Annotated in this window: 14 protein-coding genes; 5 read left to right on the top strand and 9 right to left on the bottom strand. The window is 70.1% G+C overall.

Annotated features, from left to right (window positions below):
* Positions 1-745: 745 nt before the first annotated feature.
* The 3 genes from K8612_RS33460 to K8612_RS33470 are packed head-to-tail and all read right to left on the bottom strand — an operon-like array spanning position 746 to position 3,446.
* Positions 746-1,540 carry a tol-pal system YbgF family protein gene (locus K8612_RS33460; protein ID WP_223765215.1) on the bottom strand — a complete coding sequence of 265 codons (795 nt, stop codon included), beginning with the start codon at positions 1,538-1,540 and terminating at the stop codon, positions 746-748.
* Entirely contained in the window at positions 1,537-2,127 is a 591-nt protein-coding gene (locus K8612_RS33465) for an RNA polymerase sigma factor (protein WP_223743713.1), read from the bottom strand. The genes K8612_RS33460 and K8612_RS33465 overlap by 4 nt, the downstream gene beginning before the upstream one ends.
* A gap of 44 nt (positions 2,128-2,171) precedes the next feature.
* Positions 2,172-3,446 carry a hypothetical protein gene (locus tag K8612_RS33470; RefSeq protein WP_223765216.1) on the bottom strand — a complete coding sequence of 425 codons (1,275 nt, stop codon included), beginning with the start codon at positions 3,444-3,446 and terminating at the stop codon, positions 2,172-2,174.
* Positions 3,447-3,673: 227 nt separating this feature from the next.
* Between K8612_RS33470 and K8612_RS33475 the strand changes: the two genes are divergently transcribed.
* A complete protein-coding gene (locus tag K8612_RS33475; RefSeq protein ID WP_223765217.1) occupies positions 3,674-4,936 on the top strand; it encodes an MFS transporter in 1,263 nt (420 codons plus the stop codon).
* Positions 4,937-4,940: 4 nt separating this feature from the next.
* On the opposite strand, the gene K8612_RS33480 is transcribed toward K8612_RS33475, so the two are convergent.
* Positions 4,941-6,065 (bottom strand): PQQ-binding-like beta-propeller repeat protein, encoded by a 1,125-nt coding sequence (locus K8612_RS33480; RefSeq protein ID WP_223765218.1) that lies wholly within the window; start codon positions 6,063-6,065, stop codon positions 4,941-4,943.
* Between the two features lie 82 nt (positions 6,066-6,147).
* Here K8612_RS33480 and add point away from each other — a divergent pair, with 82 nt between their 5' ends.
* On the top strand, positions 6,148-7,311 hold the full coding sequence (gene add, locus K8612_RS33485) for an adenosine deaminase (RefSeq protein ID WP_223743717.1): 1,164 nt from the start codon (positions 6,148-6,150) through the stop codon (positions 7,309-7,311).
* A gap of 10 nt (positions 7,312-7,321) precedes the next feature.
* The gene (locus tag K8612_RS33490) at positions 7,322-7,777 is read left to right on the top strand and encodes a hypothetical protein (protein WP_223743718.1); all 456 of its coding nucleotides are present in this window, start codon (positions 7,322-7,324) and stop codon (positions 7,775-7,777) included.
* A 55-nt stretch (positions 7,778-7,832) separates the two neighbouring features.
* Here K8612_RS33490 and glgC read toward each other — a convergent pair whose 3' ends face one another.
* A complete protein-coding gene (gene glgC, locus K8612_RS33495; protein ID WP_223743719.1) occupies positions 7,833-9,062 on the bottom strand; it encodes a glucose-1-phosphate adenylyltransferase in 1,230 nt (409 codons plus the stop codon).
* A 207-nt stretch (positions 9,063-9,269) separates the two neighbouring features.
* Between glgC and K8612_RS33500 the strand changes: the two genes are divergently transcribed.
* Together K8612_RS33500 and K8612_RS33505 are read left to right on the top strand one after the other, a co-directional pair.
* Positions 9,270-10,151 (top strand): GGDEF domain-containing protein, encoded by an 882-nt coding sequence (locus tag K8612_RS33500; protein ID WP_223743720.1) that lies wholly within the window; start codon positions 9,270-9,272, stop codon positions 10,149-10,151.
* 5 nt (positions 10,152-10,156) lie between these two features.
* Complete coding sequence (locus K8612_RS33505; protein WP_223743721.1) at positions 10,157-10,333, top strand: hypothetical protein; 177 nt, start codon at positions 10,157-10,159, stop codon at positions 10,331-10,333.
* A gap of 26 nt (positions 10,334-10,359) precedes the next feature.
* Here the strand turns inward: K8612_RS33505 and K8612_RS33510 are convergent, their stop codons facing one another.
* From K8612_RS33510 to K8612_RS33525, 4 genes are read right to left on the bottom strand one after another with little or no spacing between them, the layout of a single operon-like run.
* Positions 10,360-11,388 (bottom strand): NAD-dependent epimerase/dehydratase family protein, encoded by a 1,029-nt coding sequence (locus K8612_RS33510; protein WP_223765219.1) that lies wholly within the window; start codon positions 11,386-11,388, stop codon positions 10,360-10,362.
* Entirely contained in the window at positions 11,385-15,794 is a 4,410-nt protein-coding gene (locus tag K8612_RS33515; RefSeq protein ID WP_223765220.1) for an AMP-binding protein, read from the bottom strand. The genes K8612_RS33510 and K8612_RS33515 overlap by 4 nt, the downstream gene beginning before the upstream one ends.
* Before the next feature lie 17 nt (positions 15,795-15,811).
* Positions 15,812-17,422 (bottom strand): lactate racemase domain-containing protein, encoded by a 1,611-nt coding sequence (locus K8612_RS33520; protein WP_223765221.1) that lies wholly within the window; start codon positions 17,420-17,422, stop codon positions 15,812-15,814.
* Between the two features lie 33 nt (positions 17,423-17,455).
* Positions 17,456-18,121 carry an HAD family phosphatase gene (locus K8612_RS33525; protein ID WP_223646549.1) on the bottom strand — a complete coding sequence of 222 codons (666 nt, stop codon included), beginning with the start codon at positions 18,119-18,121 and terminating at the stop codon, positions 17,456-17,458.
* Positions 18,122-18,153: the final 32 nt, after the last annotated feature.

The raw sequence follows: 18,153 nt of genomic DNA on the forward strand, positions 1-18,153 counted from the left end.
GGGCTTCTTCTTGCGATGTCACCCCACCTCTATGCGGCTCGTAGGACTGCTTATTCCGCGCAGACCTCCAGTCGGACCGGTTTCCGCAGTTCGGAGGGCGCAGGCGCGCCGCCCTCCACGCCGGGCCCCGAGGCGGGGGTGGTCCTTCGAACCTGTCCGACTGTCGGACCCGTTTCCACGACTCGGAGGACGCAGGCGTACCGCTCGCCACACCGGGGCCCGAGAAGGCAGCATTCCTCCGAAGCTGTCCGACTGTCGGACCGGTTTCTGCAACTCGGAAGGCGCGGGCCCGCCGCCCGCCATGCCGCGCACCCAGGAGCCGACGTTCCTCCGAACCTGTCCGACTGTCGGACAAGTTTCCACGACTCGGAGGGCGCAGGCGCGCCGTTCGCCATGCCGAGCACCCAGGAGCCGACGTTCCTCCAAACCTGTCCGACTGTCGGACCGGTTTCCGCTGCTCGGAGGGTGCAGGCGTGACACCCGCCACGCCAGGCGCCGGGACGGCGGTTTCCTTCGAAGCTGTCCGACAGTCGGACAGGTTTCCACGGCTCGGAGGGCGCAGGCGCGCCGTCCGCCACGCTGGGCCCGAGGAGTGGGCGTTCCTTCGAAGCTGTCCGACTGTCGGACAGGTTCGCGCTGCTCGCCGCGGACAGGGCGGCCCCGCAGTGTTCTCACCTTCTCATCCATGGGACGGACTTCGTGTCCGAAGGTTTGGGAGAAAGGTCGTGCCTTGATGTGCTCAACCTCATGGCGGTGACAGCTCCCGAAGCCGCGCGCGCGACGCCGCGCTCAGCGGTGAGTCCGGATGCAGCGTGAGGAACTCTCCCAGCGCCCGGGCCTCCGCCGCGGTGTCACCCAGCGCCCGGTGGGCCTCCGCCACGCCGTGGCGTGCCTCCGGATCCAACATGCCACCGGGTTGCAGCCGCACCGCGTCCTGGTACTGACGCAGGGCGCCTCGCGCGTCACCCAGGTGCTCCAGCCGCAGCGACCCCGACGCCACGCGCGCGACGTACGCGGCCAGCGACGATGGCTCCGCGCGGATGACGCGCAGGTACAGCCCCTCCGCGTCCCTCCACTTGCCCTCGGACCGGAGCGCGTTGGCCTGCCGCAGCAGGTCCTCCGGCTTCGATGATTCCTTCACCGTGATGCTCGGACGCAGCGGCCGGGGATGCTCGATGACGAAGGGCTCGGGCGGCGGGGGCAGGGGGACCGGCTCCAGCGTGGCCATCCGCGTCGGCTCCGGCACGGCCGGCTTCAGCATCTGCGGGGGCGGCTGCTCGGGCCGCGCATAGCGCCACACGGCGGCGGCCGCGGCCCCCGTGAAGACGAGCGCCGCGCCCGCCATCAACCACACGGGAGGCCGCCTGCGTCTTCGCGGAGGCTCCGGCGCCTGCTGGAGCGCCGCGTCCAGCGCCGCCTGGACGAGCGCGCTCGACCGCTGCCGGGACAGCCGCCGCGCGGGCCCGCTGCCGTTGTCCAGGGGCCGCAGCAGGTCGTCCAGCGGCTCACCGTCACCGTCGCCGGGGGGGCGGGGGCTCATGACGACTCCCCCTCGGGTGACTCGCCGTCCGAGGCCAGCGCGCGCAGGGCGGTGCGTCCCAGGCGCAGCCGGCTGCGCACGGTCTCGAAAGGGACGCCCAGCTCTGTCGAAATCTCCTGCACGCTCAATTCCAGGACGTGGTGCAGCACCAGCGCATGCCGCTGCTCCGTCGACAACCTGTCCAGTAACGCCACCAGGTGACGGCGGTGCAGATATTCGTCCGCCGGCGCTTCGTCGGATGGCACCGCCAACAGCTCCACCGGGTCCCCACTGTAGCGGGCCTCGCGTCCGCGTGAACGCTTGAGCCACGCGAACGTGGTGCGCACCACCACCCGGTCCACCCAGCCGTGGAAACGCCCGTCGCCGCGATAGGTGGGCAGGCCCCGCACCAGCGCGATGAGCGACTCCTGGGCGATGTCCTCCACGTCCGAGTCCCCTCGCACCAGGTAGCGCACCAGGTTGCGCACGCGCGGCAGCAGCTCCAGGAGCAGGGACTCGGTCGCGTCGCGCTGTCCCCGCATGGCCGCCGTCAGCCGGGCGTCCTCGCCCCGGGGCGCGACGGTCGCATGTGAGCCCGAGCTCCTCATGCCCCCCAAGGAGAAGGGACGCCGCCAGATCGGGTCATCGGTGCTCACGGAAAAATCACCATCCCCACTCCCAGGCGGGGACGCACGGACGCCCCGTCCTCCCGGAGCACGAACTCGCCGTCCACCGAGTAGCCCAGCCGGGGCCGTCCCAGGAGCACCTCTCCCGACAGCGCCGCCTCCAGCGCGAGCGCCGGCGCCACCCGCCACGCCACGCGCACCGCCGACCCCACGACGAAGGCCGCGAGCATCCGCGACGGCGTGGGCTCCACCTCCGCGGCCCGGGCCTCCGTGCGCCGCCAGAAGCCCGCGACCCCCGCCCCGAGACCCACCGTGCCCTCCCACGCGCCCGCCTTCACGAAGGGCACGTCCGCCCACGCCAGCACGGCGCCCTGCGTGAGGCGGATGTCCGCGTACGCGTCCCGAAGGTGCACCGGCAGCGCCGCCAGCACCTGCGCGCGAAGGCGAAGCTCCCGGCCCGCCCATCCCGCGCCCACGCTCAGCCCCTGCTGTCCCCAGGCGTGATACCCGTCCAGCGCCGCGTGCACGCCCACCTGGACGAAGGCCCCGTCCGCCGGAGCCTTGGCCACCTGGGCCTCGGCGACCGGAACCTCGGCGACCGGAGCCTCAGCGCCCCGAGACTTGGCCGCCGGCGCCTCGGCGACCTGAGACTTGGCCACCGGAGCCTCAGCGACCTGAGACTTGGCCGCCGGCGCCTCGGCGACCTGAGCTTTGGCCACTGGAGACTTGGCCACGGGCGCCTTGGCCCCCGGAGCTTCGGCCACCGGCGACGCCACGGCGGGAGGCGGAGGCGGCGGCGGCGTCACCACGGGCGGTGGGGGAGGGGGCGCGACCACTTCGCCCAGCGGTTCGCCCGCGTCCACCGCGCGCAGCGCGGAGCGCACCGCCAACGCCAGGGCCTCCGCGCCCACGGACCACGTCAGCGTCTCCGGCGCGCCCTCCACCCGTGCGCTCCGCACGAACAGGTGGCCCGTCTTGGGAGCCGCCACCGACACCCGCAGCGCCGCCCCATCGCGCGTGAACCACAACACCGCGCGAGCGTCCCTGCGCGAAGCCAGCCGCTCCGCCTCACGCCACGCCCCACCAGGGCCCGAGTCCATGGACCGGCCTGCCTCCACCTCCAGCACCACCGGCAGGTCGCTGCTCTGCCCCCGCACCCGCTCCAGCAGTGCGCGGTCCTCGGCGGACACCACGCGCGCGACCGCCCGCCACGGCCCGTCCGCCCACGCGGGGCTCCACAGGCCCAGCACCACGGCCAGCACCACCACGCGCTGCCTCGCCACGGCCTCCAACACGGACATGCAGTAAAACCTATCTTCCAGGGAATTCTTCTGGAAGCACCGCGCGGTGTGGATCTCCTGTCACGCCCGGATGGGGACGGCGGGAGGGCGGAGGCCCCGCGCGCCGCTCCTCCCGGGCCGCCCGGGTGGGCAGGCGTGGAGGATGTCTGTGTTTGCCCGGGCGGCAGTCAGCGCGGGCGCTGGAGTCGCCCTTCCCGCCCGGGCCAGAAGCGGTAGGGTCGCGCGCCATGAACCGCCTCCGGGAACTGCGCTCGGTCCTGAACCTCACCGTCCTCGTGGCGGGCCTGGGCTACTTCGTGGACCTCTTCGACATCACGCTGTTCGGCGTGGTGCGCGTCGCGTCGCTGAAGGACCTGGGCCTCACGGACCCTTCCGACATCTTCCAGAAGGGGCTGTTCATCTACAACGCGCAGATGGCGGGGATGATGGTGGGCGGCCTCTTCTGGGGGCTGCTCGGGGACAAGCGGGGGCGGCTGTCCGTGATGTTCGGCTCCATCCTCCTGTACTCGGCGGCCAACCTGCTCAACCCCTTCGTCTGGGACGTGAACAGCTACGCCGCCTGCCGCTTCCTCGGCGGCCTGGGGCTGGCGGGCGAGCTGGGCGCGGCCATCACCCTGGTCGCGGAGTCCCTGCCCCGGGAGAAGCGCGGCCTGGGCACCACCGTCGTCGCCACGCTGGGCATGCTGGGCGTCGTCGTCGCGGCGCTCGTCGCGCAGCACCTGCACTGGAAGACGGCCTACGTGACGGGCGGCGTGCTGGGCCTCCTGCTCCTCTTCGCGCGCTTCAAGGTGTCCGAGTCCGTCCTCTTCACCCAGAGGGCCGGCCCCGCGAAGGGGAACGCGCTCCTGCTCCTCACGGGGGGCCGCTTCTCCAAGTACCTGGGCTGCATCCTCGTGGGCGTGCCCATCTACTTCACCACCGGCATCCTCTTCGTCTTCGCCCCGGAGCTGACCGCGGGCCTGCACGTGCAGGGCCCGGTGACGGCGGGCAACGCCATCCTCTTCGGCAGCGTGGGCCTGACGCTGGGGGACCTGCTGTCCGGCGTGCTGAGCCAGTGGCTCCAGAGCCGCAAGCGCGCCGTGGGCTTCAGCCTGTGCGCCTGGTTCGCGCTGGTGCTGGTGTACGGGCTCGTGCCGGGCCTCACCCCGGCGCTCGTCTACGCGCTGACCTTCCTCATCGGCCTGAGCGTGGGCTACTGGGCGGTGCTCGTCACCATGGCCGCCGAGCAGTTCGGCACCAACATCCGCGCCACCGTGGCCACGTCGGTGCCCAACTTCGTGCGCGGCTCCGCGGTCATCGCCGCCACCGCCTTCGGCCAGCTCAAGGGCTCCCTGGGCGTGGCGCACGCGGCGCTCGCCGTGGGCGCGGTGTGCTTCGTCCTGGCGCTCGCCGCCCTGGCGCGGCTGGCGGAGACCTTCCACCGGGACCTGGACTACGTGGAGTCCGCGAACCGCGCGAACGCGGACCTCCCCACCGGCTCCGGCGCCTGAATCCTCAGCCGGGCCGAGGCACCCGCAGGCGCCACGCCAGCACGCGGCCGTCCAGTCCCAGCACGAACACCCGCGCCCCGCGCACCACCGGCCGTGTGCGCAGCGGCGTGTCCGCCCGCACCGTGAACACGGGCGTCCAGCCCGGCGCCTTGAGCGCGACCAGGCGCCCCTCGTGGCCGGACGTGGGCACCAGCAGCAGGTCCTCCAGCCCCACCTGCACCCGGCCCACCAGCGGAGAAGGCAGCGCCACCCGCGCCACCTCCCGGCCCTCCGAGGTGGACAGCCCCACCAGCGAGGACGGGCCCGCGCCCACCCACAGCGCGCCCAGCGCCCGCGCGGGCGGCCCCGTCACCCCGTCCGCGAAGCGCTGCTCCCAGCGCGTGCTCCCGTCATTCACCGACAGCGCCAGCACCCGGCCCGGCCGCGTGGCCACGAACACCGTGTCGCGCTCCGAGTCCAGCCCCACCACGTCCGTCACCGGCTGGGACCAGCGCGGCTCACCGCTCCGGGCGTCCAGCGCCCACAGCCCCGAGTCGAGCGGCACCACCAGCACGCCCGCCAGCAGCACCGGCGCCGCCCGGAGCCCCGGGGCCACGGACCCCCGCGGCTCCAAGGGTTTCACCGGAGCGGACCCCGGAGCGGACCCCGGAGCTGTCGCTGGCGGAGCCTGTCCCGGTGAGGCCCGCGCCGCGGCCACGGGCGCCGGCCGCTTCCAGCGCTCCTGGCCGGACTCCACCGCCAGGGCGCGGACCGCGCCGTCCGGGGCCACCAGGAAGACGGTGTGGCCCGTGTCGTCCACCACGGGCGGGGTCAGCACGGGCGGCTCGCCTCCCAGGCGCCAGCGCTCCCTGCCGTCCTGGAGCGACAGACAGGCCACCTCGCCCACCACCGTCCCCACGACGACGCTCTCGCCGGCCAGGGCGGGGGGCACCGCCACCTCGCGGCCCAGTCGGGCGGTCCACACCGGCCGGCCCTCGCGGTCCAGGCGCACCACCGCGCCCGCCTCGTTGCCCAGGAGCACCCCGTCCGCCAGGGCCGTGAGCCCCGTCCGGGAGGGCGCATCACTGGAGTACTGGAAGGCCGGTTCCACCGGCGAGCGCTGGCACGCCATGACCGCCAGCGTCAACATCAGGCAGGTCACCAGGGGCAGGCGTGGACAGGCGCGGGACGGCATGGTTTGGGGAGGATGACGCAAGCGAGGAACTTCGACCATGCCCACGATTCGTGACGACGAAACCCCCAACGCCACCGGCATCCCTTCATCCGCCCGGCGTACGGACATCATCCCGCCCCCCACGCTGGCGGTGACGGAGGAGCTGCTCCACGCGCTCCCCAAGACGGACCTGCACTGCCACCTGGACGGGTCCATGCGGCTGAAGACCATCCTGGAGCTGGCCGAGCAGCAGAAGATCAAGCTCATGGCCGACACCGAGGACGGCCTGGCCAGGGCCATCCACATGGGCCAGGTGTGCAAGAGCCTGGAGGAGTACCTCGTCGCGTTCGACGTGACGCTCTCCGTGCTCCAGACCGCCGAGTCCCTCTACCGCGCCGCCTACGAGCTGGCCGTGGACGCCGCCGCGGAGAACGTGCGCTGGCTGGAGGTGCGCTACTCGCCCGCGCTGCACCTGCAGAAGGGCCTGAAGATGACCACCGTCATCGACTCCGTGCTGGAGGGCCTGCGCGCCGCCAAGAAGGAGACGGGCATCAAGTGCGCCGTCATCGTCTGCGGCATCCGCCACATCAACCCGCAGACGTCCATGCGCCTGGCGGAGCTGTCCGTGGCGTACAAGAACCGCGGCGTCGTGGGCTTCGACCTGGCGGGCGCCGAGGCCAGCTTCCCCGCCAAGGACCACCTGGACGCCTTCCGCCTCATCCTCAAGAACAACGTCAACTGCACCGCGCACGCCGGTGAGGCGTACGGCCCGGAGTCCATCTCCCAGGCCATCCACTCGCTGGGCGCGCACCGCATCGGCCACGGCACCCGGCTGCGCGAGGACGGGGACCTGCTCAACTACGTCAACGACCACCGCATCCCCATGGAGGTCTGCCCGTCCTCCAACGTCCAGACGGGCGCGGTGTCCTCGCTGGAGTCCCACCCGCTCAAGTTCTACTTCGACTACGGCCTGCGGGTGACCATCAACACGGACAACCGCCTCATCACGGACACCACCGTGACGAAGGAGCTGTGGCTGGCCCACCGCAACCTGGGCCTGTCGCTGGAGGACCTCACCACCATCATCGTGTCCGGCTTCAAGAGCGCCTTCCTCCCGTTCCGGGAGAAGCAGGACATGCTGCGGCAGGTGAACCAGGAGATCGCCACCACGCTCGCCGCCTTCGAGAAGCGCCCCGTCGCGGCGATGCGCCAGCCGGCCTGAGGCCCCCGCCATGGACGAGACCCACGACCTCCCCCCAGCGCCGGACTTCAACCCCTCGCGCGCGAAGGCCGCCCAGGAGCTGTCCATCCCCGCCATCCTGATGCTGGTGCTGGCGGGCCTCAGCTTCCTCTACGCGCTGGTGAGCATGGTGACCCCGGTGGACACGCAGAAGCTCGCCAGCTTCTTCGACAATCCGCAGGTCCCCCAGCAGTGGAAGGACGCCGTCACGTGGCTGCTGACCCCCATGGGCCGGGTGGTGACGACCGTGCCCGGGCTGGTGCTCAACGCGCTGGTGGCCTTCGGCGCCTGGCAGATGAAGAACCTGCGCAGCTACGGCTGGTCCATGACGGCCGCCATCATCTGCTGCATCCCGTGCTGCGGCCCGTGCTCCTGCCTGTCGCTCGTGCCGGGCATCTGGTCGCTCATCGTGCTCAACCGGCCGGACGTGAAGGCCGCGTTCCGCTGAAGTCAAAAGCAAGGCGGGCGCCCCGGGAGTGGCTTTCCGGGAGCGCCCGCGGCGCTCAGGTGACCTTCATCCCCTTGGGGATGACGACGACGCCGCCGGACGTGACGTGGAAGCGGCGCTTGTCCTCCACCGGGTCGTAGCCAATGGTCATCCCGGGCGGAATCTCCACGTTCTTGTCGATGATGGCCCGCTTGATGCGGCAGCGCCGGCCGATGGTGACGTTCTCGAAGAGGATGGAGTCCTCCACCTCCGAATAGGAGTTCACCCGCACCTTCGGCGACAGCACGGAGCGGTGCACGTGGCCGCCGGAGATGATGCAGCCCTCCGCCACCAGCGAGTCCGTGGCGGTGCCCACGCGCTTGTTCTCCCGGTCCGCGAAGACGAACTTCGCCGGCGGGTAGTTGTTGGGCTGGGTGTGGATGGGCCAGCGGTCGTTGTACAGGTTGAAGGTCGGGTCCACCTCCACCAGGTCCATGTTGGACTGGTAGTACACGTCGATGTTCCCCACGTCCCGCCAGTAGCCGCGCTCCTTGTCCTCCTGGCCGGCCACCGTGTTCTGGGCGAAGTCGTACACGTACACGGGCTCGTGCTTGTACAGCTCGCTGATGATGGACTTGCCGAAGTCGTGCGCGCTCTTCTCGTCCGCCGCGTCGCGCACCACCTGCTTCACCAGCGTGTCCGTGGTGAAGAGGTAGTTGCCCATGGAGGCCAAGCACATCCTCGGGTTGCCCGGCATGGGCGGCGGATCCTTGGGCTTCTCCAGGAACTGGAGCATCCGCCCGTCCGGCCCCACGTCGATGATGCCGAACTCGCGCCCCTGCTCGATGGGCACGGGGATGGCCGCCACCGTGCACGCGGCCTTCCGCTCGATGTGGAAGTCCAGCATCTTGCGGACGTCCATCCGGTACACGTGGTCCGCGCCGAAGACGAAGATGTGGTCCGGCTCCTCGTCCGTGATGATGTTGAGGTTCTGGTAGATGGCGTCCGCGCTGCCCTTGTACCAGTCCACGCCGGTGCGCATCTGCGCGGGCACCGCCTCCACGTAGTGACCCAGGAACGCCGTCATGCGCCACGCGCGCGACAGGTGGTTGTTGAGCGAGTCGCTCTTGTACTGGGTCAGCACCTTCATCCGGTACACACCGGAGTTGGCGAAGTTGGAGAGGACGAAGTCGATGATGCGGTAGCGCCCACCGAACGGGACCGCGGGCTTCGCCCGCTCACGGGTCAGGGGCTCCAGGCGCGTGCCCGCGCCTCCCGCCAGAATCATGGCCAGCAGCTTTGACATAGGTAGCGGCCACGTTAGCCCCCGGCCGCCGCCCCACAATGCCCGTCCGGCCCGTGCAAGCCTTTCCGTTGAGTGCCCAACCGGGCGGGGTGGATGGGCGGAAGGCGACCTCCCGGTTTCGCGGCATGTAGGAGGAGGGGCGCAACCTCGTGCGTCCTCTTGGCTTGCGTGGCTTCCCCGGACCTTGCGTGCTAGCGTGGCCGGGCGATGTCTGGCGACCAAACGCGAGTCACCAAGATCTCCAGCCTCACCCCCGGTCCCGAGCGTGGCACCGAGTGCTGCCTCGTGCAGATCCACGGACCGGAGCTGGGCAAGAAGTACGTGCTGGAGGAGTCCGAGTTCACCATTGGCCGGGACCAGCACAACCACATCGTGGTGGACCTGGACAACGTGTCGCGCCGCCACGCGCGCATCTGGAGCCGTCAGGGCAAGACCTACGTGGAGGACCTCCAGTCCACCAACGGCACCTACCTGAACGACCGGGAGGTGCTCCAGGCGCAGCCGCTGCGCAGCGGGGACCTGGTGAAGGTGGGCGGCTCCATCTTCAAGTTCCTCGATGGCGACAACATCGAGACCCAGTACCACGAGACCATCTACACGCTGACCATCGCGGACGGTCTCACCGGCATCAACAACAAGCGCTACTTCCTGGAGTACCTGGAGCGGGAGATGGGCCGCTCGCACCGGTACCAGCGCACGCTGTCGTTGATGATGTTCGACATCGACCACTTCAAGCAGATCAACGACGTCCACGGCCACCTGGCCGGCGACTACGTGCTGCGGGAGATGGCCCAGTCCATCAAGCGGCTGGTGCGCCGCGAGCAGTGCTTCGCGCGCTACGGCGGCGAGGAGTTCGCCATCGTCATGCCGGAGGACGGGCCGGACAAGGCGCGCCTGTTCGCGGAGAAGATCCGCAAGCTGGTGGAGGACAAGCGCTTCATGTTCGAGGACAAGGAGATCCCCGTCACCATCTCCATCGGCGTGGCGGAGGTGGCCTCGGAGATGTCGGAGCCGTCCCAGTTCATCAAGGTGGCGGACGCGAACCTCTACAAGGCCAAGAAGTCCGGCCGCAACCGCGTGGTGGGCTGAAGGCCATGGCGGACTCGGACGGCGGTCCGTCCTTCCTGGCCCGGCTCATCCTCGTCCTGCTGGGCCTGGCCTTCCTGGGCGCCGCCTGGGTGTGGCACCAGAAGGACACGGACCCGAACGCCGCCCGGCTCGTGGAGCGCGTGAGCGGCGGCCGGGTGCACGGCGGCGCGGCGAGCCCGTAGGCCGCCGCGCCATTCTTCACCGCGCGTCAGGTGCCTTCGCGCGTCTCGGCCAGCCGGCCGCGGGTGCCGGGCAGGTTCCCGGGCGGCATCTTCCCGTAGATGTACTGGACGGTGTCCAGGAGCGTCTCGTGGACGTCGCGCGCCTTGAAGCCCAGCTCGCGCTCGGCCTTGGCGGGCTCCAGGTAGAAGAAGTGCTCGCCAATCTCGACCTCCTGCGGGTCGAGCTTGGACGTGACACCGCGCCACTTCGCCACCTGCTCCAGCAGCTTGCCGCCCCAGATGTTCACCTCGCGCGGCAGCTTCATGCGCGGGGCGGGCACGCCGGTGAGGCGCTGGAGCCGGTCGAAGAAGTCCGACATGGCCATGTTCACGCCCATCAGGTGGCGGCCGTACACCTCGCCCCGGGTGAGCGCCTGGAGGAAGGCGTCCGCCGCGTCGCGCGCGTCCACGAAGGAGATGCCGCCGCCGGGCATGGACGGAATCTCCCGGTTGAGGAACTTCACCACCGTCCAGGTGGAGGACAGCCGGTCATCCCCGGGCCCCATCAGCAGGCTGGGGTTGAGCACCACCAGCGGGATGGCGTGCTTGCGGCAGTACTCCAGCGCCAGCTTCTCTTCGTAGATTTTCGACAGGTAGTAGGGCCAGTGGGCGACGGTGGTGATGGGGTAGTCATCCTCCTCCGTGCCCACGCGGTCCTCCTTCGACACCGCGATGGTGCCGGAGGTGGAGCCCAGGATGACGCGCTTCACGCCCGCTTCGCGCACGTCGCGCAGGAACTCGCGCGTGCAGTCCACGTGCAGCTCGTACATCCGCCGCGCGTCCTTGTTCTGGAAGGAGACGAGCCCCGCCAGGTGGTAGACGGCGTCCACGCCCTCCAGCGCGCGGCGCACGGCGTCCCGGTCCTTCAGGTCGCCCTGGCGCACCTCCGTGTTGGCGAACGCGGGGCCTGACGGCTTCGAGCGCGCGATGAGGCGCACGTCGTGGCCCGCGGCCACCAGCTTGGGCACCAGGTGCGTGCCCAGGAATCCCGTGCCTCCGGTGACGAGCAGCTTCACGCGTCCTTCCCTTCCGGCAGGGCCCGGGCGGGCGGGGTGAAGTCCCGGTCCGCGCCCACCTGCTCCAGGTCCAGCACCTTGCCCGCCCTCAGCGAGCGCACCGCCTCCTCCGCGATGTGCGTCACGTAGCGGTAGCCCTCCGAGCGCGCCATGCCCTGCGCCCGGGCCTTCAGCGACGCGTGCTCCAGCGCCGGGCCCACGTGGACCTCCAGCTCCTTCGTCTTCGGGAACATGGAGCCCTTGGGCAGCGCTTCGTACGCGCCGTGGATGTACAGCGGCAGCACGTCCACCCCGTAGGTGAGCGACAGGTAGCCCAGCGTCGGCTTGAACTCCATCAGCTCGCCCGTCTTGGAGCGCGTGCCCTCCGGGAAGATGAGGACGTTGAAGCCCTGCCGGAGCGCCTCGCCCGCCACGCGCAGCGATTCACGCAGCGAACCCTGCCGGTCGATGGGGATGAGGTTGGTGAAGTTCTCGAACCACGCGCGCTTGAGCGGCGTGTCGAAGAAGTAGTCGCGCGCGGCCAGCGACACCAGCCGCTCGCCCTGGTCGCCCAGCACCACGCGCACCAGGCCCGCGTCCAGGTGGCTGGCGTGGTTGGCGATGACCAGGAAGTTGCGGTTCTGCGGGATGAACGTCTTGCCCGTCACCTTCACGTCGAAGACGCCGCCGTAGAGCACCTTCTGCCCGAAGGACAAAAGCTGCCGGCCCAGCGCGGACACCGACTCCGGCACCGGAATCTCCGCCTCCTCCGCGCGCTCGGCCTCCTTCTTGATGTCGCGCGCGCGCGTCTCCTGCGAGGGCCGGCGCCCGGAGGCCACCACCAGCTTGCGCAGGTCCTCCACCGTCTGCACCTGCGTCAGGTCTTCAATGGCGGGCAGCGGCACGCCCGCGCCCTCCAGCGCCACGGACATCTCCGTGAGCATCAGCGAGTCGAAGCCCAGGTCGCCAATGAGCTGCGCGTCCGCCCGCACGTCCGACACGGGGCGGTGGCACACCTCCGCGACGAGCGGGAAGAGCCAGTCCGACACGCCGCCCGTGGTGGGCGCCGCCTGCGCCTTCTCCTTCACGCGGCCCGCGCTGGCCGCCACGCGGTCCAGCCGCTGCAGCTCCTCCACCACGCGCTTGCGCTTCACCTTGCGCGTGGACGTGCGCGGCAGCTCGCCGTCCCAGAAGCGCAGCACCTTCACGCGCCGGTAGAAGGGCATGCCCGCGCTCACCTTGCGGAAGTGCTCCTCCAGCTCGTGGCGGACCTCCTCGCGCGGGCGGTCCTTGAAGTCCGGCACGCACAGGCACGCCACCTTCTCGCCGCCGGCCTCGTCCGGCAGGCCGACGATGGACAGCTCCTTGATGTGCGCGTGCTCCTGGTACAGCTCCTCCAGCTCGTCCGGGTAGACGTTCTTGCCGTTGGCGTCGACGATGACGTCCTTGGCGCGGCCCATGAGGTACAGGCGGCCCTCGTCGTCCATGCGGCCCAGGTCGCCCGTGTGCAGCCAGCCGTCCTTCACCACGGCCTCGGTGGCCTCGCGGTCTCCGAAGTAGCCCGCCATCACGTTCGGGCCCTTGGCCAGCACCTCGCCAATGCCGTCGTTGTCCGGGTTCTGAATCTTGAACTCGATGCCCGGCAGCGCCTTGCCCACCGTGCCCTTCACGCGCTTGTTGGTGGCCTCGGACACCGCCAGCACCGGCGCGGCCTCCGTGAGGCCATAGCCCTCGCGCATGGTGAAGCCCAGCTCGTGGAAGGCCTGGTGCACCTCTTCCGACAGCGCGGAGCCGCCGGACACCAGCACCTTCACCCGGCCGCCGAACTTGCGGTGCACCGGCCAGAACAACAGCTTGCCCAGGTTGAGCGAGCTGCGGTTGCGCAGCTCCCCGTTGGCCGCCATCAGCGCCTTGAGCGCCTGCTCCACCACCGGCGGGCGCGCGGCCATCTCCTGCGTAATCTTGCGGTGCAGGAGCTGCCAGAGCGCGGGCACGCCAATCATCGCCGTCACGCGGCCCGTCTCGAAGACGTCCCCCAGCCGGTCCGACGTGAGCTCGTCGATGTACGTGATCTCCGCGCCGCGCATGAACGGCGTGAGGAAGCCGGCGGAGAACTCAAAGGTGTGGTGCAGGGGCAGCACGGACAGCACGCCGTCCCCCACGCCCACGTCGAACGCGCCCGCCAGCTTCGCCACCAGCGCCGCGAAGTTGCGGTGGGTGAGCATCACGCCCTTGGGCGTGCCGGTGGTGCCGGAGGTGAAGATGACGCTCGCCACGTCGTCGGCGGCGGCGGACTTCTTCACCGGGCCGATGCGGTCCGGGTACGCCGGGTCGCCCGTCATGGCCTCCGCGAGGCTCGCCACGCCCACGCCCTCGCCCAGCGCGGCGAAGAGTCCGGGGAAGTCCTCCGCGGCCTGCTCGGACACCAAGCACTGCTTCGCGGCGGCGCGCTTCGCGATGTTGACCACCTCCGCCTCGGTGAGCGATGGGTCCACCGGCACGGCGGTGCCGCCGGCGCGCAGGATGCCGAAGTAGCTGATGGCCCACTCCGGCCGGTTCTCCGACACCAGCAGGACGCGGTCGCCGCGCTTGATGCCCTGGGCCATGAGGTAGCTGCCCACGCGGGCCGCGTAGCGGTGCACCTCGCCGAAGGTGAAGCGCTCCTCCTTCTCCCCCGCGGCCATGCGGAACGCCACCCGGTGGCGGTACGCGTGCACGGTGGCCTCGAACAGCTCCAGCAGGTCGCGGTGCGCGGGGATGGCGGTGCGCTTCTCGCGCTCCTCGTCCAGGCCCGGGAACACCCACTTCTCCAGGCCGGGCAGGTGCGTGCCCAGGAAGTACTCGCGCCAGTCGATGCGGTCCGGCGCCCAGTCAATCTTCGCGCGGTCCGCCGGCACCATGCGCTCGTAGACGGAGCGCGTGTTGTCGCAGCGGAAGACGTAGCGGTTCTCCCAGAGGAAGGGGAGGAACAGGTCGATGAGGCCGGTGAGGCTGCCCGCCTGGGACTCCACCTCGTCCAGCGCGACGCGGGCCTTGTCCATCATCGCCTGCACGCGGGGCGCGCCCCACGCGGGCCGCACCTCGTCCATGGCCTTCTTGAGCAGCTTCGCGCCCTTCGCCAGCATGGGCGCGCTGAGCAACTGGAACTCCTGCTTGCTCACCGGCTGCGGCTCGATGCGCGAGCGCAACGAGTTGACCAGCGAGTTGCCCGTCTCGCGGTTGCGGTAGAAGCGGCGGCGGTACAGGCCCACCAGCTCCACGGAGCGGCTGGCGAGGAACGGGTTCACGTCACCGGACGCCAGGTTGTAGACGCGGCGCTCCTCCACCTGCATCGCGTGCGCGGTGATGCCCAGCGTGGCGCCCGCCACCTGGTCCACCGGGATGATGTCCAGGATGGCGTGGTCGCCCGCGGGGATGCCGCGCTGGCCCTTGATGCCCGCGTACGCCAGCGGCGCGGACGTGGTGAAGCCCTCGTTCCAGCCGGGGAAGGGGAAGTGCGCCGCGCTCTCCACGATGGAGGGCCGCACGATGGAGTAGCGCAGCCCCGGCGTCCCGGCCATCACCTGTTCGCCCAGGTGCTTGGCGTAGGTGTACGTGTTGGGCCAGCCCCAGTGCTGCGCGCGCTCCATGCCCGCGCGGACCAGCTCGCCGGACAGCCACAGCTTGCGCTCGCGGCCCACGGCCAGGCGCAGCGTCTTCTCGTCCGTGGCGTCGCGGCCCTCCTCCTCCAGGCGGTCCAGCGCCTTCTGCCGGAAGAGGGAGGTGAGCGCCTTGTCATCCGCCTGTTCGCGCAGGCGGGCGACGATCTTCTCCGCGTCCGCCAGCTCCTGCTCCAGGCTGAAGTCGCGCCCGTCCATCTCCTCGTGCTTGGGGAAGTAGCCCAGCACCGGCTCGTCCTCGAAGACGAGCCCGCTGCGGTTGCCCACCACGAACGCGGTGGACATGTGGATGAGCGGCACGGACCAGCGCAGCGCCAGCGCCACCGCGTTCTTCACGCCGTGGGTGTTGACGTTGAGGCCCACCTCCAGCGACGGGTTGAAGGAGACCAGGCCCGCGCAGTTGACGATGGCGTGCACCTGCCCGGTGAGCGCCTCGACCTGCGCCTCCTCCAGGCCCACGAAGGGGTCGGTGATGTCGCCATCCAGGATGGTGCACTTCGCCTGGATGAACGCCATGGCGCCTTCGTCGCCCAGGCGGTCGCGCAGCGGCTGGAAGGGCTCGCTGGGGGCCACCTTGTCGAAGAAGCGGCGCTCCGCGGACGCGGCGCTGCCCTTGCGCACGATGACGTAGACCCGGTCCAGCACGTCGCCGTAGTGGGACAGCAGCATCGACAGCGTCACCTTGCCCACGAAGCCGGTGGTGCCGACGAAGACGATGCGCTTGCCGGTGAAGACCTCGGTGACGTTCAGCGGGGGAAGCGTGGTCATGTCCGTGAGCGACCCTTTCACTTCACGTCCACCATCACCGTGGGCGCGATGCGCAGCAGGCTGATGGACGCCGAGCGCCCCATGAAGCCGCGCGCCTCTTCAATCGCCTCGGAGAGGGTGTCCGTGCGGTCCCAGCCGAGCAGGGCCGGGACGTGGTTGTTCTCCGCGCCCGCGACGATGACCTTGCCCACGTGCTGGCGGCCGTTCTCGCCCCAGTACCACATGTAGAAGGGGTGCACGCCGTGGTAGGCGTTGCCCTTCCGGTACAGGTGCACGTAGCTGGGGTTCTCCGCGAACTCCTTCTCGTACTTGTGCTCCAGCTTCATGGAGTCCCGCGTCTCCGGCAGCAGCCGGTGGAAGAACTCGATGTAGCTGGGGTGCTGCACGGGGTCGAACTCGTCGTAGGCCGGGTGCAGGAGGATGAGCACGCCCCCCTTCTTCACCAGCGGCACGCCCCGGTTGAGGTTGTAGAAGTAGCCCAGCCCCATCACCTGCACGAGCAGCGGGTTGAGGATGGAGTTGACGCTGTAGGGGCTGACGAACGGGATGGGGAAGATGACGATGTCGCTCTGCCCCTCCACCGGCACCACGTACTGCTTCCAGCTCTGCTCCAGCGTCTTGGCGTGCGTGGGCTCCGTGGCCCCCGCGAACACGCCCGTCACGTCATAGGGCGCGGGGATGGCGTTGAGCACCTTGCGCGCCGCCGCGCGGGGCAGCTTGGACAGCGTGAAGCGCAGGGCCTGGAACTTCAGCCGGTCCGCCTCCGTGTAGTCCTCTTCCTTCTTCGCCAGGAAGTCCGTGGGCGCGCCGAACATGCGGTTGTTCAGCGTGGTCTCGATGTGGAAGACCTTCAGCGTCTTGTCGATGACCGTCCCGATGCGCGAGTTCTTCGTGTAGAGCGCGCTCGCCTTCGGCTCCATGTAGGAGTCCGAATCGCGGATGGTCTTCGGGTTGTGGTGGTGCCGCAGCGACGCGTAGTTCGTCACGCCCGTGCCCATGGACTTGTGCCCGCCGTTCATGGGCACGAAGTTGATGTTCACGTAGACGATGAGGTCGCTCTCCGCCACGCGGCGGTTCACGGCCACGACTTCATTGTGGCTGGTGCGCTCCAGCTCCGTGATGCCGTCCGGGTCCTCCGCGTCGTGGTTGTAGTAGCGGTCCGGGTAGTAGGCGTCGAAGATCTTCTCGCCCACCATGCGCTTCATCTCGCCTTCGGTCATCCGGCGGTGCAGCGCGTTGGCGATGACCAGGTGCACGTCATCCACGCCGGAGTCCGCGCACAGCTCCAGCACCACCTCCAGGATGGACTGGCGCACGTCCGGCGTGACCATGGGCGGCAGGGGGACGCTGATGTCGTCGATGACGCACGTCAGCCGCATGCCGGGCTTGAGCAGCGCGTGCAGCGGGTCCATGCCCTCCGGGTGGTTGATGGCCCAGCGGATGGCGGCCTTCACGTTGGGCACGCCCTCCAGCGGGGGGCGGGGGAAGATGACCCGGGTGCCCACGGGCAGGTCTTCCTGGAGGAAGCCCTCGCCGTAGAAGAGCGCCCGCGGGGGGCTGCCCTTCTCCGTGATGACCACCTGGCTTTCCTCGTCGTACAGCTTCTGGAGCGTCTTGAGCGGGCGCATGGATGAAGGGGGGCGGCGAAAAGGGGTGGGGGGTTACTTCAGGTCCAGGATGGGCCAGTTGTACGCGCGCGCGAGCGAGCGCAGCCGCAGGTCCGGGTTCACCGCGGTGGGCCGTCCCACCACGGCGAGCATGGCGTAGTCGGAGGCGCTGTCCGAGTAGCCATGGCACTGGTTGAGGGCCAGGCCCTCGCGCTCGCAGTAGGCGCGGATGGCGTTGGCCTTGTTGGCGCCTTCGATGATGGGCGGAATCACCTTGCCGGTGGCCTTGCCGCCCACGAACTGCATCTTGTTGGCGATGACGTCGTCACAGCCCAGGTGCCGGGCCAGGGGGCGCATGGTGAAGTCCAGCGCGCCGGTGACGAGCACGATGCGGCAGCCGGAGCGGCGCGCCTCGTCGATGAGGTCCTGCGTCTGCTCGTACAGCGCGGGCTTCAGGACGTCCTCGAACATGTCCTCCGCGATGGTGACGAGCCGGTCCTCGCTGAGGCCCGAGTAGTACCGGTAGAAGAATTCGTTGAAGGCCTTGCGGTTGACGGCATCCAGGATGCCGAACACCGGCAGACCCAGGGCGGTGCCCAGGGTTCGGCCCGCGATACCCCGGAGCGAGCCCCGGTTCGTCGCGTAATAGGCATAGACGTGGACGATGTTCGTCCGGACCAGCGTCCCGTCGACGTCGAAGAAGGCTGCTTTGGCGGGCACTTTGGGGGGCATGGGCGGTCGGGCTTCCTCCC

The organism is Corallococcus sp. AS-1-6, assembly GCF_020037015.1.
Classification (GTDB): Bacteria; Myxococcota; Myxococcia; order Myxococcales; family Myxococcaceae; genus Corallococcus.

Coding starts and splice junctions, on each gene's coding strand:
- K8612_RS33460 (WP_223765215.1), bottom strand. CDS start 1,540: ATGAGCCCCCGCCCCCCCGGCGACGGTGACGGTGAGCCGCTGGACGAC.
- K8612_RS33465 (WP_223743713.1), bottom strand. CDS start 2,127: ATGAGGAGCTCGGGCTCACATGCGACCGTCGCGCCCCGGGGCGAGGAC.
- K8612_RS33470 (WP_223765216.1), bottom strand. CDS start 3,446: ATGTCCGTGTTGGAGGCCGTGGCGAGGCAGCGCGTGGTGGTGCTGGCC.
- K8612_RS33475 (WP_223765217.1), top strand. CDS start 3,674: ATGAACCGCCTCCGGGAACTGCGCTCGGTCCTGAACCTCACCGTCCTC.
- K8612_RS33480 (WP_223765218.1), bottom strand. CDS start 6,065: ATGTTGACGCTGGCGGTCATGGCGTGCCAGCGCTCGCCGGTGGAACCG.
- add (WP_223743717.1), top strand. CDS start 6,148: ATGCCCACGATTCGTGACGACGAAACCCCCAACGCCACCGGCATCCCT.
- K8612_RS33490 (WP_223743718.1), top strand. CDS start 7,322: ATGGACGAGACCCACGACCTCCCCCCAGCGCCGGACTTCAACCCCTCG.
- glgC (WP_223743719.1), bottom strand. CDS start 9,062: ATGTCAAAGCTGCTGGCCATGATTCTGGCGGGAGGCGCGGGCACGCGC.
- K8612_RS33500 (WP_223743720.1), top strand. CDS start 9,270: ATGTCTGGCGACCAAACGCGAGTCACCAAGATCTCCAGCCTCACCCCC.
- K8612_RS33505 (WP_223743721.1), top strand. CDS start 10,157: ATGGCGGACTCGGACGGCGGTCCGTCCTTCCTGGCCCGGCTCATCCTC.
- K8612_RS33515 (WP_223765220.1), bottom strand. CDS start 15,794: ATGACCACGCTTCCCCCGCTGAACGTCACCGAGGTCTTCACCGGCAAG.
- K8612_RS33520 (WP_223765221.1), bottom strand. CDS start 17,422: ATGCGCCCGCTCAAGACGCTCCAGAAGCTGTACGACGAGGAAAGCCAG.